At 69.5% G+C, this 13870-nt stretch carries 16 protein-coding genes; 8 read left to right on the plus strand and 8 right to left on the minus strand.

Going from position 1 to position 13870, the window contains the following annotated elements; translation table 11 throughout:
• The first annotated feature begins 134 nt into the window (after positions 1–134).
• Entirely contained in the window at positions 135–554 is a 420-nt protein-coding gene (locus tag F1D61_RS15075) for a hypothetical protein (RefSeq protein WP_203158707.1), read from the plus strand.
• A 39-nt stretch (positions 555–593) separates the two neighbouring features.
• Here the strand turns inward: F1D61_RS15075 and F1D61_RS34240 are convergent, their stop codons facing one another.
• Positions 594–1208 carry a CatB-related O-acetyltransferase gene (locus F1D61_RS34240; RefSeq protein ID WP_246775971.1) on the minus strand — a complete coding sequence of 205 codons (615 nt, stop codon included), beginning with the start codon at positions 1206–1208 and terminating at the stop codon, positions 594–596.
• 84 nt (positions 1209–1292) lie between these two features.
• On the opposite strand from F1D61_RS34240, the gene F1D61_RS15085 reads away from it, so the two are divergent.
• Positions 1293–3632, plus strand: coding sequence for an NADP-dependent malic enzyme (locus F1D61_RS15085; protein WP_281437043.1), 2340 nt, complete (start codon positions 1293–1295; stop codon positions 3630–3632).
• A gap of 137 nt (positions 3633–3769) precedes the next feature.
• Here F1D61_RS15085 and arsH read toward each other — a convergent pair whose 3' ends face one another.
• Positions 3770–4516 (minus strand): arsenical resistance protein ArsH, encoded by a 747-nt coding sequence (arsH, locus tag F1D61_RS15090; RefSeq protein WP_203158708.1) that lies wholly within the window; start codon positions 4514–4516, stop codon positions 3770–3772.
• A gap of 50 nt (positions 4517–4566) precedes the next feature.
• On the opposite strand from arsH, the gene F1D61_RS15095 reads away from it, so the two are divergent.
• Genes F1D61_RS15095 through F1D61_RS15105 form a run of 3 tightly spaced genes read left to right on the plus strand, consistent with a single transcriptional unit; the run spans position 4567 to position 6685 of the window.
• Positions 4567–4926, plus strand: coding sequence for an ArsR/SmtB family transcription factor (locus F1D61_RS15095; protein ID WP_203159091.1), 360 nt, complete (start codon positions 4567–4569; stop codon positions 4924–4926).
• On the plus strand, positions 4919–5356 hold the full coding sequence (arsC, locus tag F1D61_RS15100; RefSeq protein ID WP_203158709.1) for an arsenate reductase (glutaredoxin): 438 nt from the start codon (positions 4919–4921) through the stop codon (positions 5354–5356). Before F1D61_RS15095 ends, arsC begins: the two co-directional genes overlap by 8 nt.
• A 33-nt stretch (positions 5357–5389) precedes the next feature.
• Complete coding sequence (locus tag F1D61_RS15105) at positions 5390–6685, plus strand: arsenic transporter (protein WP_203158710.1); 1296 nt, start codon at positions 5390–5392, stop codon at positions 6683–6685.
• Between the two features lie 49 nt (positions 6686–6734).
• On the opposite strand, the gene F1D61_RS15110 is transcribed toward F1D61_RS15105, so the two are convergent.
• The 4 genes from F1D61_RS15110 to F1D61_RS15125 all read right to left on the minus strand — a co-directional run bounded on the left by F1D61_RS15110 (position 6735) and on the right by F1D61_RS15125 (position 9555).
• Positions 6735–7550 carry an LptA/OstA family protein gene (locus F1D61_RS15110; RefSeq protein WP_203158711.1) on the minus strand — a complete coding sequence of 272 codons (816 nt, stop codon included), beginning with the start codon at positions 7548–7550 and terminating at the stop codon, positions 6735–6737.
• Positions 7551–7554: 4 nt separating this feature from the next.
• Positions 7555–8304, minus strand: a complete 750-nt coding sequence (gene lptC / locus F1D61_RS15115) for an LPS export ABC transporter periplasmic protein LptC (RefSeq protein ID WP_203158712.1) — start codon at positions 8302–8304, stop codon at positions 7555–7557.
• A 116-nt stretch (positions 8305–8420) separates the two neighbouring features.
• Complete coding sequence (locus F1D61_RS15120) at positions 8421–9035, minus strand: ribonuclease D (RefSeq protein ID WP_203158713.1); 615 nt, start codon at positions 9033–9035, stop codon at positions 8421–8423.
• Between the two features lie 130 nt (positions 9036–9165).
• Positions 9166–9555: a ComEA family DNA-binding protein gene (locus F1D61_RS15125; protein ID WP_203158714.1), complete on the minus strand. Its 390-nt coding sequence runs from the start codon at positions 9553–9555 to the stop codon at positions 9166–9168.
• Positions 9556–9814: 259 nt separating this feature from the next.
• Between F1D61_RS15125 and rpmF the strand changes: the two genes are divergently transcribed.
• Positions 9815–10000 (plus strand): 50S ribosomal protein L32, encoded by a 186-nt coding sequence (gene rpmF / locus F1D61_RS15130; protein WP_048425702.1) that lies wholly within the window; start codon positions 9815–9817, stop codon positions 9998–10000.
• 399 nt (positions 10001–10399) lie between these two features.
• On the opposite strand, the gene F1D61_RS15135 is transcribed toward rpmF, so the two are convergent.
• Positions 10400–10618 (minus strand): hypothetical protein, encoded by a 219-nt coding sequence (locus F1D61_RS15135; protein WP_203158715.1) that lies wholly within the window; start codon positions 10616–10618, stop codon positions 10400–10402.
• Positions 10619–10688: 70 nt separating this feature from the next.
• Positions 10689–11291, minus strand: coding sequence for a polyhydroxyalkanoate synthesis repressor PhaR (gene phaR, locus F1D61_RS15140; protein ID WP_203158716.1), 603 nt, complete (start codon positions 11289–11291; stop codon positions 10689–10691).
• Between the two features lie 354 nt (positions 11292–11645).
• Here phaR and F1D61_RS15145 point away from each other — a divergent pair, with 354 nt between their 5' ends.
• Positions 11646–12827: an acetyl-CoA C-acetyltransferase gene (locus tag F1D61_RS15145; RefSeq protein ID WP_048425698.1), complete on the plus strand. Its 1182-nt coding sequence runs from the start codon at positions 11646–11648 to the stop codon at positions 12825–12827.
• Between the two features lie 189 nt (positions 12828–13016).
• Positions 13017–13745, plus strand: a complete 729-nt coding sequence (gene phbB / locus F1D61_RS15150) for an acetoacetyl-CoA reductase (protein ID WP_203158717.1) — start codon at positions 13017–13019, stop codon at positions 13743–13745.
• Positions 13746–13870 lie beyond the last annotated feature (125 nt).

The following is a 13870-nucleotide window of genomic DNA, read 5'->3' on the forward strand; positions in this document are numbered from 1 at the left end:
CCCGCCCCGCTCCGGCGAAATGTGCCGTAGCGGCATGGTTTCCAATCGGTTTCCGTTGGCACGCCTGACGCAAGGAGATCGTCGACCGGGGCCGTCGCGCCCCATTGTGGGATCCTCGGACAAGGGTGGCAGCCATGGCTCTGACGAACGCCGATTTCCGCCGGATGGTCGCCGAGAGTCGCGATGGAGGGTCGCGCCCGTTCGCGCCCGCGACCCTGCCCGACCGGTTCACGCCGCAGGGCGAGGCGGTGTCCCGGCCTCCGATGCGCCGGGACGGGCACGATGTGCGCACGATCGAGATCGTGTGGGCGCCGACGCCCGAACCGTCGCGGAGCCGCTTCCTCGGCGGCCTCGCGGCTCTCGCCAAGGTGCTGGCCCTGCCGGTGCTGGTCGTCGGCGGCCTCTACGCCCAGCCGGTCTACGAGTGCCAGAAGCAGAAGAGCCTCGGGATGCTGTATTACGGCACCACCGTGCAGATGTGCGTGAACGAGCGCATGGCCGAACGCGCCGGAAGCGTGCAGGCCTTCCTGGAGCGGCAGATACCGGGGATGTGAGACCCCGAAACCTCGGGGCCCGCGGCACCCTCCCGGAGGTCACCGCAGCGGCGCCGGATCCAGGTTCCTCAGGGCCCGCACCAGGGCCTCGGCCTCGCCGCTCTGGATCAGCGGCACCAGGGCCCGCACCCGCTCCGGTGGCAGGTCCCACCAGGCGGTCTCGACGAGCGCCGCCGCGATCTCCGGTGGGAAGCGGTGGCGGATCACCCGGGCCGGGTTGCCGGCGACGATCGCGTAAGCCGGCACGTCCCGGGCGACGACGGCGCGGGCCGCCACCACGGCGCCGGGGCCGACCGTGACCCCCGACAGGATCAGGCAGCCGGAACCCAGCCAGACATCGGCGCCGATCGCCACGTCGCCCCGCGAGGCGTGGTAGTCGTCCGGCGCGTCGAGGTCCGGCCACAGGCCCGTCATCGCGGCGAACGGGTAGGTCGAGACCCAGTCGGTCCGGTGGTTGCCGCCTAACAGGATCTCGACCTTGTCGGCGATCGAGCAATAGGGGCCGATCGACAGCCGCGCGCCGGATTCCGGGAAGCGGATCTTCGGCCTGCCGTACGAGTAGGGCCCGATCCGGAAGCCATGGCGGGCCGCAAGCTTGGCGAGATGCAGGCGGGTCTCGTTGTGAGGGTTGCGCCCCTGCCGCAGGCGGTGCAGGAAACCCCTCACCCGCGGGCTCCCTTGCGAGACGCGGGCGGGATGGCAAGCCCGACTTTTTGGGCGATCCGGGGAGACAGCGCGGTGAGCAGCAACATTTCGGACGATCTGAAGAGCGGCGCGCTGTTCTATCACCGGAATCCGAGACCCGGGAAGCTGGAGATCCAGCCGACGAAGCCGCTCGGCAACCAGCGCGACCTGGCGCTCGCCTATTCCCCGGGCGTGGCCGCCGCCTGCGAGGCGATCGTCGCCGACCCGGAGGAGGCCGCCAGCCTGACGGCGCGCCAGAACCTCGTCGCGGTGGTCTCGAACGGCACCGCGGTGCTGGGGCTGGGCGATATCGGCCCGCTCGCCTCCAAGCCCGTGATGGAGGGCAAGGCGGTCCTGTTCAAGAAGTTCGCCGGCATCGACGTCTTCGACATCGAGCTCGACGAGAAGAATGTCGACAAGCTCGTCGACGTGGTGGCGGCGCTCGAACCGACCTTCGGCGGCATCAACCTCGAGGACATCAAGGCCCCGGAGTGCTTCGAGGTCGAGGAGCGCTGCCGGGCCCGGATGAACATCCCGGTCTTCCACGACGACCAGCACGGCACCGCGATCATCGTGGCGGCCGCCGTCCTCAACGGGCTGGAATTCGCCGGCAAGAACATCGCCGAGGTCAAGATCGTCACCTCGGGCGCGGGCGCGGCGGCCCTCGCCTGCCTCAACCAGCTCGTCTCGCTCGGCGCGCGGCGCGAGAACATCTACGTCACCGACCTCGAAGGCGTCGTCTTCAAGGGCCGTGAAAAGCTCATGGACCGCTGGAAGTCGGTCTACGCGCAGGACACCCAGGCCCGGACGCTCGCCGAGATCATCCCGGGCGCCGACGTGTTCCTGGGCCTCTCGGCCGGCGGGGTGCTCAAGCCCGAGATGCTGGAGCGGATGGCCGAGAAGCCGCTGATCATGGCGCTCGCCAACCCCTATCCGGAGATCATGCCGAACCTCGCCGAGGAGAAGCGGCCGGACGCGATGATCTGCACCGGCCGGTCGGACTTCCCGAACCAGGTCAACAACGTCCTGTGCTTCCCCTACATCTTCCGGGGCGCGCTCGATGTCGGCGCGACCACGATCAACGAGGAGATGAAGGCGGCGGCCGTCAAGGCGATCGCCGGGCTCGCCCGCGAGACCCCGTCCGACGTGGTCGCCCGCGCCTATGGCGGCGAGGCGCGGCCCTTCGGCCCGCACTCCCTGATCCCGAGCCCGTTCGACCCGCGCCTGATCCTGCGCATCGCCCCCGCCGTCGCGCAGGCGGCAATGGATTCCGGCGTCGCCAAGCGTCCGCTGCCGGACGTGCAGGCCTATGCCGAATCCCTGGACCGGTTCGTGCACCGCTCCGGCTTCATTATGAAGCCGGTCTTCACCAAGGCCAAGGAGGACCCGCGCCGGGTCGTCTATGCCGAGGGCGAGGACGAGCGGGTGCTGCGCGCCGTCCAGGCGATCGTCGAGGAAGGCTTGGCCAAGCCCATCCTGATCGGCCGCCCGAGCGTGATCGAGACCCGCCTGAAGCGCTTCGGCCTCGCGATCCAGCCCGGCCGCGAATTCGAGCTGATCAACCCCGACGACGATCCGCGCTACCGCGCCTACGTCCAGACCTACCTGGACCTCGCCGGCCGCCGCGGCATCACGCCCGACGCCGCCCGGACGCTCGTGCGCACCAACAACGCGGTGATCGGCGCGCTGGCGGTGCGCCGCGGCGAGGCCGACGCGCTGATCTGCGGCCTGGAAGGGCGCTTCGAGAGCAAGCTGCGGGTAATCCGCGACATCATCGGGCTCGCACCCGGCGCCCGGGACTTCGCGGCGCTGAGCCTCATCGTCACCTCGAAGGGCGCCTACTTCATCGCCGACACCCATGTGAGGCCCGATCCGAGCGCCGAGGAGATCGCCGACGTCGCCATCGCCTGCGGCGACACCGCCCGCCGCTTCGGCCTGTCGCCGAAGATCGCGCTGGTCAGCCACGCCGATTTCGGCTCGTTCGACACCGCCTCGTCCCGCAAGATGCGCCAGGCCCTCACCCTCCTGCGCGAGCGCGCCCCCGACCTCGAGGTCGACGGCGAGATGGCGGCCGATACCGCCCTGTCCCAGGCGATCCGCGACAAGGTGCTGCCGGGCTCGCGCCTCAAGGGCGAGGCCAACGTGCTGATCATGCCGAATCTCGATGCCGCCAACATCGCGTTCCAGTTCTCCAAGATGCTCGCCGACGCGCTGCCGGTGGGGCCGCTGCTCCTTGGCCCGGCGCAGCCCGCCCACATCCTGACCCCGTCGGTGACGGCGCGGGGCATCGTCAACATCACCGCCGCGGCCGTGGTCGAGGCGCAGGGAAGCGAGGGGGTGAAGGTCGCGGCGGACAGCACGGCGGAGGCCGGGACGCCGCTGGTGTCGGCGTAAGCGGGATGGGGCGGCCCGGCGACGCGATCGCCGGGCCGTCATGCCCCCACAGGGACACCATGGGCTTGACCGTGGGCTTGACCGCTCTTGCCCACGGACCTTCGTGCGATGCCTGATCGAGCCTGAAGGCGACCGGTCTACCGCTTCACGAAGCCGATGTCGGCGGCCACGGCCACGAGCCGGTCCGGCTCCCGTTCCTTCCGCTCGCTGTAGCGGTCCACGAGATAATCGGCCCGTTCGCGGGTCAGCAGCGTGAACTTCATCAGCTCCTCGCACACGTCGACCACGCGCTCGTAGAGCGGCCCCGGCTTCATCCGGCCGGCCTCGTCGAACTCCTTGTAGGCCATCGGCACGCTGGACTGGTTCGGGATGGTGATCATCCGCATCCAGCGGCCGAGCAGGCGCAGGGAGTTCACGGCGTTGAAGCTCTGCGAGCCGCCGGACACCTGCATGACGGCGAGGGTGCGGCCCTGGGTCGGGCGCACCCCGCCCTCGGACAAGGGCAGCCAGTCGATCTGGCTTTTCATCACGCCGGTCAGGTTGCCGTGCCGCTCCGGCGACACCCAGACATGCCCCTCGGACCAGAGCGAGAGGGTGCGCAACTCCTGCACCTTGGGGTGATCGGCGGTGGTGTCGTCGGGCAGAGGCAACCCGTCCGCATGGAAGATGCGCACCTCGCCGCCCATCGCTTCGAGCAGCCGGGCGGCCTCGCAGGCCAGGAAGCGGCTGAACGAGCGCTCGCGGAGCGACCCGTAGAGGATCAGGAACCGGGGGGCGTGGGTGAAAGTCTGCCGGGGCGCGAGGGCGGCGGCGGTGGGCGTCTCGAAGTGGGCCGCACTGAGGTTCGGCAGGCCGTCGGTGAACGGCTGAGCGGGCTTGTCCAAGGGACGGCTTTCATCTACGTTTCAACAATGATTGAGATATTGCAGCAATGATGGACGAACGGCAAGCCGTCGCTGCCTTCGCGGCCCTCGGCCAGGAGCACCGCCTGCGCATCGTGCGGGCGCTCGTCACCGCCGGCCCGGACGGCCTGGCGGCCGGCGCACTGGCCGGCGAGGTCGGCGTATCCGGCACCAACCTGTCCTTTCACGTCAAGGAACTGAGCCACGCCGGGCTGATCCGGTCGCGGCGCGAAGGGCGCTCGGTGATCTACAGCGCCGCCTTCACGGGCCTGTCCGGCCTGGTCGAATTTCTGATGCGCGATTGCTGCCAGGGCCGGCCGGAGGTCTGCACCCCGGCCGTCGAAGCCCTGGCGGCCTGCCTTTGCACTCCCGGAGACACTGCCGATGCCTGAGTCGTTCGACGTGATCATCTATCACAACCCGGCCTGCGGCACGTCCCGCAACACCCTGGCGATGATCCGCAACGCCGGCATCGAGCCGCACGTGATCGAGTACCGGAAGACCCCGCCCTCGCGGGCGCTGCTGGTCGCGTTGCTCGATCGCGCCGGCCTCACGATCCGCGACTTGCTGCGCGAAAAGGGTACGCCCTATGCGGAACTGGGGCTGGGCGATCCGGCCCTGACCGATGCGCAACTGCTCGATGCCGTCGCGGCGCATCCGGTCCTGCTCAACCGCCCCCTGGTGGTGAGCCCCAGGGGCGTGCGCCTGTGCCGGCCCTCCGAGGCGGTGCTGGACCTGCTGCCGGCGCAGCAGGGCGAGTTCGTCAAGGAAGACGGCGAGCGGATCGTCGACGAGCACGGCCGCCGCGTCGCCACCGCCTGAGCCTCACCCCAACCACAACAAGAAACCTCCCCGATGCTCGCGCTCGCCATCTTCCTCTTCACCCTCGTGTTCGTCATCTGGCAGCCCAAGGGCCTCGGGATCGGGTGGAGCGCCCTGGCCGGCGCGGGCATCGCCCTCGCCACCGGCGTGATCCACCCCGGCGACATTCCGGTGGTCTGGCACATCGTCTGGGACGCCACGTTCACCTTCGTGGCGCTCATCGTGATCTCCCTGCTGCTCGACGAGGCCGGGTTCTTTCACTGGGCCGCCCTGCACGTCGCCCGATGGGGCGGCGGCCGGGGCCGGCGGCTGTTCCCACTGGTGATCCTGCTCGGCGCCGCCATCGCGGCGGTGTTCGCCAACGACGGCGCCGCGCTGCTGCTGACGCCGATCGTGCTGGCGATCCTGCTGCGCCTGGACTTCAAGCCGGCGGCGGCGCTGGCGTTCATCGTCGCCTGCGGGTTCGTGGCGGACTCGACCTCCCTGCCGCTGGTGATCTCCAATCTGGTCAACATCGTCTCGGCCAACTTCTTCGACGTGACGTTCGGCCGGTACGCGGCGGTGATGGTGCCGGTGAACCTGGTGTCGCTCGCTGCGACGCTGGCGGTGCTGTGGTGGTATTTCCGGCGGGTCGTGCCGGCGGCCTACCCGGTCGAGGCGCTGGAACCGCCCCGGCAGGCGATCCGTGACCCGCTGGTCTTCCGGGCCGCGTTCCCGCTGCTCGGCGTGCTGCTCGCCGCCTACTTCGTCACCGCGCCCTTCGGCGTGCCGGTCTCGGCCGTCACCTGTGCCGGGGCGGCCGCGCTCCTGCTGCTCGCAGGCCGCAGCTGCATGATCCCGATCCGCAAGGTGCTGGCCGGCGCACCCTGGCAGATCGTGCTGTTCAGCCTCGGCATGTACCTGGTGGTCTACGGCCTGCGGAACGCCGGCCTCACCGACGAACTCGCCAAGGGCCTGGTCTGGCTGGGTGGGCAGGGGCCGTGGGCCGCCACGGTCGGCACCGGCTTTGCGGCGGCCATCCTGTCGTCGGTGATGAACAACATGCCGTCGGTGCTGATCGGCGCGCTCTCGATCCAGCACGCCCCGGACCTGTCGCCGCTGACCCGCGAGCTGATGATCTACGCCAACGTGATCGGCTGCAATCTCGGGCCGAAGTTCACGCCGATCGGCAGCCTGGCGACGCTGTTGTGGCTGCACGTGCTCGCCAGCAAGGGGCAGACGATCACCTGGGGCCAGTACATGAAGGTGGGCCTGGTCATCACCCCGCCCGTGCTGCTGGTCACGCTGCTGGCGCTGGCGGCCTGGCTGACCGTGCTCGGCCCCCCGTAGCCGACGCCACCACCCTCGGCGGCCAGTCCCGCGGTCGAGATTGTCCCGCCTACCCCCTCGGCTTCGGCGCCGCCTTGCCCGCCTGCCCCGGCGGCTGCGCGCACCCCGCCTGCTTGCCCTTGGCGCCGTCATCCTTGCCGCCCGGCACGAACATCGCCGAGACGCGCCCGCCCGCCACCGGGTCCATGTTCGCCCGGCCGGTATTCATGTCGTAGACGAGGCGCGAGCCGCGGGTGACGTTCTGGCACTGGCTCAGCACCACGTTGCCGGTCAGCACGACGCGGTTCGCCACCCGGTCGAACACCGCGTTGTCGCCGCTCGCCACCTGGTCCTTCGACACCACCGTAACCGGGCCGGCGCAGACCACCTGGCGGATCGCGCTGCCGTCGGTCGGGTCGGAGGATTTTTCGGCCTTGGCCTCCGTCTTGGGCTCGGGCTTCGCCTCGACCTTCACCGCCTTCTCGACGGGTTTGGCCTCCGCCGGCTGGGCGATGGACGCCTTCGCGTCGGGCTTCACCTCAAGGCCCTTGGCCTCGGCGACCTTGGCCTTCGGCTCCTTCTCCTTGCGCTGGTAATGCACGGTCATGCTGGAGCAGCGGATCGTGCTCTCGCCCTGCACCGCCACGACGTTGCCGGCGAAGACCGCCTTGTTCTCGCGATCGAACACGTCGAGCCGGTCTGCGTCGATCTTGATCGGCTCCTTGCCGCCGCCGCTGCCGAAGGCACCGAAGCCGGAGCCGGCCTCCTTCTTCTTGGCGGTGGATTTGTCGGCGGCGGGCGCCGGCGTCTCGGCCCGCGGGACCGACGGGAGGGCGACGACCGCGAGGGTGAGGAGCGCCGCGAGGGCCGGAAGACGGGGACGCACGGGCTCAATCGTCCTTGATCTGGGCCTCGGTGGTCCGCAGCGGCGGATCCTGGTCCGAGGAATCTTGCGAGGGCATGTGGTTGGAGAAGACCGCCTTGACGTTGCCGACGAACGAGATGGTCTTGCCGTTCTCGGTCACGTCGAGGCCGTCGGCCTTGATCGAGCCGGTCGGCATCGTGACGGTGACGGCCTCGCGCGAGGACATCGTGCCGGCCTTGAAGTCGACATGGGCCGAGGTCAGCCGCGCCTCCTGGCCCTTGTCGGTCCACAGGCGGATGTGCTGGCTCAGGTCCAGGGACTCCTTCTGGGTGTCGAAGATGCCAGCCGTCGCCTCGATATGGGCGAGCCCCCCCGATTCGTCGGTGGTGAGGCGCCCGAGCATGCTCTGCAACTCGATCACGAAGGGCTTGCGCACGTCCTGGAGCGCGGCCTTGGCGGTCACGACGTAGGGCCGGTTGTCCTTCGAGCGATAGCCTGAGAGCCGCGGGCTCTCCATCGTCACCTTCGAGCCCGAGACGCCGATCCCGCCGAGGCTGACCGAGACGCCGAGATCGGCGAACGGATTGAGCCAGGTCCCGACCACGATGGCGAGCCCCGCCGCCCCCGCCCCAAGGGGAATCGCGCGCCGCAGCCAGCGCACCTGTGCGCTGTGCCGGCGCGCCCGCGCATGGGCCCGCAGGCGCCGGGGATCGAGGCCCGGGGATGGAACCGTCTCGAACGGGGAAGCTTGCAGCAAGGTCGTGACCGCCTGCATCGTACCGAGGTCCGGCGCGGAATGCGTGGGACGTCGGCCCCATGCTCCGGCCCGGTGTCGAAGTTATGGCCGCCAGGTTAACAGAACGGCGACGCTTCGTCCCGTTCGCTCAAGCCTCAGCTATGCGCGAAGATGTCGGTCTCGTCCCATTCGAGCAGGTCGAGGCGGGCGCGGGTCGGCAGGAAGTCGAAGCAGGCCTGGGCGACCGCGGTCCGGTCCTCGCGGGCCAGCATCATGTCGAGCCGGTCGCGCAGGGCGTGGAGGTGGAGCACGTCGGAAGCCGCGTAGTCGATCTGCGCCTGGGTCAGGGTGTCGGCGCCCCAATCCGAGGATTGCTGCTGCTTCGACAAATCGACGCCGACCAGCTCGCGCACCAAGTCCTTCAGGCCGTGCCGGTCGGTATAGGTGCGGGCGAGCCGCGAGGCGATCTTGGTGCAGTAGACCGGCCCCGGCATCACGCCCAGGCGATGATACAGCACCGCGAGGTCGAAGCGGGCATAGTGAAAGATCTTGGTGACCGCCGGATCGGCCATCACCCGCTTGAGCACCACCGGCTCGGGACCGGCCTTGGGGATCTGCACCACGTCGGCCTCGCCGTCGCCGCGGGAGATCTGCACCACGCAGAGCCGGTCGCGGTGGGGCTGCAGGCCGAGGGTCTCGGTATCGACCGCGATGGCCGGGCCCGGCACGTAATCGTCGGGCAGGTCGCCGCGGTGCAGGCGGTGGGGCATGGGAGAGGGTGTCCGGGGAAGCGAGGAGCCGCCCCGGCGCCTAGCACCCCTCCCCATGGTCGGCAAGGATCGCCGACAAGGATCGCCGACAAGGATCGCCGGCAAGGATCGCCGGCAGGGAGGCGTGCCGTCAGGACTTCTGGCGGGCGATGATCTTGTCCTTGATGTCGTCGTAGACGTTCGATGGCACGATCTTCTTCGACAGGAGCTCGTCCTTGCCGCGATAGGGCCGGCCCTTGATGATCGCCTCGGAGCGCGCCGCGCCGATGCCCTTCAGGGTCTCGAGCTCCTGCTTGCTCGCGCTGTTGAGGTCGATGAGGGCGGGCTTGCCCGCCGGGGACGGCTGCGCGGCGGGGGCGGCCTTCGGGGCCTCGGGCGCCTTGGGCGCGACGGGGGCCGTCGTGGTGGGGGCCGGCCGCGTCGTCGGGGTCGCAGGTGCCGGTGTCTGGGCGAGAGCAGGGCCCGCGGCCAGGAGGGCGGTCAGCGCCAGGGCGCGGGTCAGGCGGGGAAAGCGCGTCATCGGGAACAGCTCCGATCGTGCCGCTCTCTCGCCTCCGGATCGGGGGCTTTCCGGAGCGGCAGGGCCCATCATGCGACCTTCGCCGTTGAACGCCAGCTTAATGGGTGTATGAAGCGGGCGAGCGGATTTCTGGGACCGGTCCCCTAGCCAGGGCGGCGCGTCTCCTCTATAGACCCCGCTCCGATCAGGATCGCGACGCGCGCGGCGGCTCCGCCCGGGGCAGCTTCGCGCCTATTTTGTTGCACGGGAAGTAGTTCCAATGGCCGTTCCGAAGCGAAAGACCTCTCCGTCGCGGCGTGGCATGCGCCGTTCCGCCGACGCCCTCAAGGCCCCGACCTACGTCGAGGACAAGGATTCCGGCGAGCTGCGCCGCCCGCACCACATCGACCTGAAGACCGGCATGTATCGCGGTCGCCAGGTCCTGAAGGTCAAGTCCGACGCGTGATCCGGTGTGGCGGCGCGCTCACGCGCCGCCGATGACCGGCACGGGATGACGGCGCCCCTCCGCGGGCGCCGTTCTCGTTCGTGGGCGACCATGAGGCGCCGCCGGCGAGCAAATCCAAGGCTGCGACCACCGAGCGGTCATGGACGATGGGCGGCGTCGGTCGCGACCGCTGCCGAAACGAAGGCGGAGGAAAAGGCCGGGACGCGTGAGCGTTTTACTTGGCGCGCCAGCGACGGCACCGTCTTCGTTGTCCTACCTTACGACCTCGTCCCGAGGTGCGACCGTCAGGGAGCCTCGAAGGGGGTCTCCAGGCGTCTCCGAGCTTGCCGGAGCCCTCCTTCGAGGCCGCTGCGCGGCACCTCAGGATGAGGTCGTGGTTGGGATGCCCCGATCCTGGCGTCAGTCGCACCCCGCGGCGGCCGCATAACGCTCCGAGGCCACCCGCGACCGGTCGAGGCGCGACGGCCTCAGGGTCCCGGTCGGCCCGTCGATCAGCTGGACCAGGAAGGTCGCCAGCGGCCGGGCCGGCGCGGCGCGCGCCGGCGCCGCGACCTCGGTCGGGACGAGGGCCCGGCCGGTGGCGTTCGGAACCGGGACGGGCGTATCGGGCTGGGACATGCCGGGGGCTCCGCGAGGCGACGACGGACCAACGCCGCAAGTCGCCTGCCGCGTTCCCTCCCGACCCGATTTACTTCTTCGCCAGCGCCTCGAGCCGGCTTTGCATCTCGGCCATCTGGCGCTTGATGTCGTCGAGCTCGCCCTTCGGGGCCGGGGCCGCCGGGGTCGGCGCCTCGGCCGGCTTGTCGCCGGGAGCCGGCTGGCCGCCTGCGCCGAACGGCGTGAACATCCGCATGGCGTCGCTGAAGAAGCTCATGTTGGCCCGGACCTGCTCCTCCATGGCGTGCTGGAAGGCGGTGGGGCCGAAGGTCTGGGACATCTTCTCGCGCAGGCCGTCCTGCTCGCGGGCGAGATTGTCCATGGAATATTCGAGGAAGCTCGGCACCATCGCCCGCATGCTGTCGCCGTAGAAGCGGATCAGCTGGCGCAGGAAGGCCACCGGCAGCAGGTTCTCGGCGCCGGCCTTGTTCTCCTGCTCGAAGATGATCTGGGTCAGCACCGAGCGGGTGATGTCCTCGCCCGACTTGGCGTCGAAGACCACGAAGTCCTCGCCGGCCTGCACCATCGCGGCGAGGTCCTCCAGCGTGACGTAGGTCGAGGTGCCCGTGTGATAGAGACGCCGGTTGGCGTACTTCTTGATGACGGTGGGTGTCGACTTGCCGCTCTCCGCCATCGGTGCGTGGCCTCCCTGTGCGCCAATCTCTTGGCCGATCTCTCGACCTATCTCTTGGCCGATCTTGTGGCCAACTCCTTGGCCGACCTTCTGGCGGACCCGGCCGGAACTGGGGGACGCCGGGCGAGCCGAATTTTCACCGGTTCTCATGATCGGACCTTAAGGCCTTCGTGTGCTGGCGAAAATAGCAATCTGCGCGCCGTCCACGCAAACTGGTCGCGCTGCCACCCCGGGGGCGGGCCTTGGCACGCCTTGACTTCCCGCATTGCAGCGCTTTCATCCAACGCAAAGCGCGTGGGACCGGCCTCGGGACGCAGGCCCGCGACGCTGGGTGAGGATCGAGAGGAGAGGCGCATGGCCGAGAAGGCAGATATCGTCATCGTGGGCGCCGCCCGCACGCCGGTGGGCTCGTTCAACGGGGCCTTCGCCACCGTGCCGGCCCACAAGCTCGGCGCCGTCGCCATCAAGGCGGCCCTGGAGCGGGCCAAGGTCTCCCCCGAGGAGGTCGACGAGGTGATCTTCGGCCAGGTGCTCGCCGCCGGCGAAGGCCAGAACCCGGCCCGCCAGGCCGCCATGGCCGCCGGCATCCCGCAGGAGAAGACCGCCTGGGGGCTCAACCAGCTCTGTGGCTCCGGCCTGCGCACCGTCGCGGTCGGCATGCAGCAGATCGCCAACGGCGACGCCGATATCATCGTGGCCGGCGGCCAGGAATCGATGTCGATGGCCCCCCACGCCCAGTACCTGCGCGGCGGCCAGAAGATGGGCGACCTGAAGCTCGTCGACACGATGCTGAAGGACGGCCTGATGGACGCCTTCAACGGCTACCACATGGGCAACACCGCCGAGAACATCGCCCAGCAGTGGCAGCTGACCCGCGAGGAGCAGGACGCCTTCGCGGCCCGCTCGCAGAACAAGGCCGAGGCCGCCAAGAAGGACGGCCGCTTCAAGGACGAGATCGCCCCCGTCACCGTGCCCGGCCGCAAGGGCGACGTGGTGGTCGATACCGACGAGTACATCCGCGAGGGCGCGACCCCCGAGGGCATGGCCAAGCTCAAGCCCGCCTTCTCGAAGGACGGCACGGTCACCGCCGGCAACGCCTCGGGCATCAACGACGGCGCCGCCGCCCTGGTGCTGATGTCGGCGGCCGAGGCCGAGAAGCGCGGCCTCAAGCCGCTCGCCCGCATCGCCTCCTGGGCCACCGCCGGCGTCGACCCGAAGATCATGGGCACCGGCCCGATCCCGGCCTCGCGCAAGGCCCTCGAGAAGGCCGGCTGGAAGGCCTCCGACCTCGACCTGATCGAGGCCAACGAGGCCTTCGCCGCCCAGGCGCTGGCGGTCAACAAAGACCTCGGCTTCGATGACGCGAAGGTCAACGTGAACGGCGGCGCCATCGCCATCGGCCACCCGATCGGCGCGTCCGGCGCCCGTGTCCTCGTCACCCTGCTGCACGAGATGCAGCGCCGCGACGCCAAGAAGGGCCTCGCCACCCTGTGCATCGGCGGCGGCATGGGCGTCGCGATGTGCCTCGAGCGCTGAGCAGTGAAGTCACGCTGAAATGTTAGTCGCGTGACGAAGGGCGGCCGGGAGCGCGGCCGCTCTCTTACAGTTAGTACTTAAAGAAGCGGGACAGCACCCGCCTTCGTTGTGGAACGGCCGCCTTCCGTAAAGTACCACGGAACCGCGCCGAGGGACGGATCGCTCGAACGCTCAAGAGGAGAGGCAAACATGGCTGAACGCGTCGCATTGGTCACCGGCGGCACCCGCGGCATCGGCGCTGCGATCTCGAAAGGTCTCAAGGAGGCCGGATACAAGGTCGCGGCCAATTACGGCGGCAACGACGAGGCCGCGCAGGCCTTCAAGGCCGAGACCGGCATCCCGGTCTTCAAGTTCGACGTCGGCGACGCCGCCGCCTGCGAGGCCGGCATCCGCGCGGCGGAAGCCGAGCTCGGCCCGATCGACATCCTGGTCAACAATGCCGGCATCACCCGCGACGGCATGTTCCACAAGATGACCTTCGAGCAGTGGCAGGCGGTGATCCGCACCAACCTCGACTCGATGTTCACCTGCACCCGCCCGCTGATCGACGGCATGCGCTCGCGCGGCTTCGGCCGCATCATCCTGATCTCGTCCATCAACGGCCAGAAGGGCCAGATGGGCCAGACCAACTACTCCGCCGCCAAGGCCGGCGTGATCGGCTTCGCCAAGGCCCTGGCCCAGGAGAACGCCAACAAGGGCATCACCGTCAACGTGATCGCGCCCGGCTACATCGCCACCGAGATGGTGAAGGCGATCCCCGAGGAGGTGCTGAAGGCCAAGATCCTGCCGCACATCCCGGTCGGCCGCCTCGGCGAGGCCGAGGAGATCGCCCGCGCGGTCGAGTTCCTGGCCGGCGAGCAGGCGGGCTTCATCACCGGCTCGACGCTGACGATCAACGGCGGCCAGTACATCGCGTGATTGGGGTGGGGCGTCCCGGACGGGGCGCTCCTCTTCTCGGTCGGCGCGACGGTCCTCATACCCTCAGTGTCATTCCGGGGCCGCGTAAGCGGAGCCCGGAATCCAGAAGCACAGGTGGTGCAGGA

The sequence above is a fragment of the Methylobacterium aquaticum genome, from assembly GCF_016804325.1.
GTDB lineage: Bacteria > Pseudomonadota > Alphaproteobacteria > Rhizobiales > Beijerinckiaceae > Methylobacterium > Methylobacterium aquaticum_C.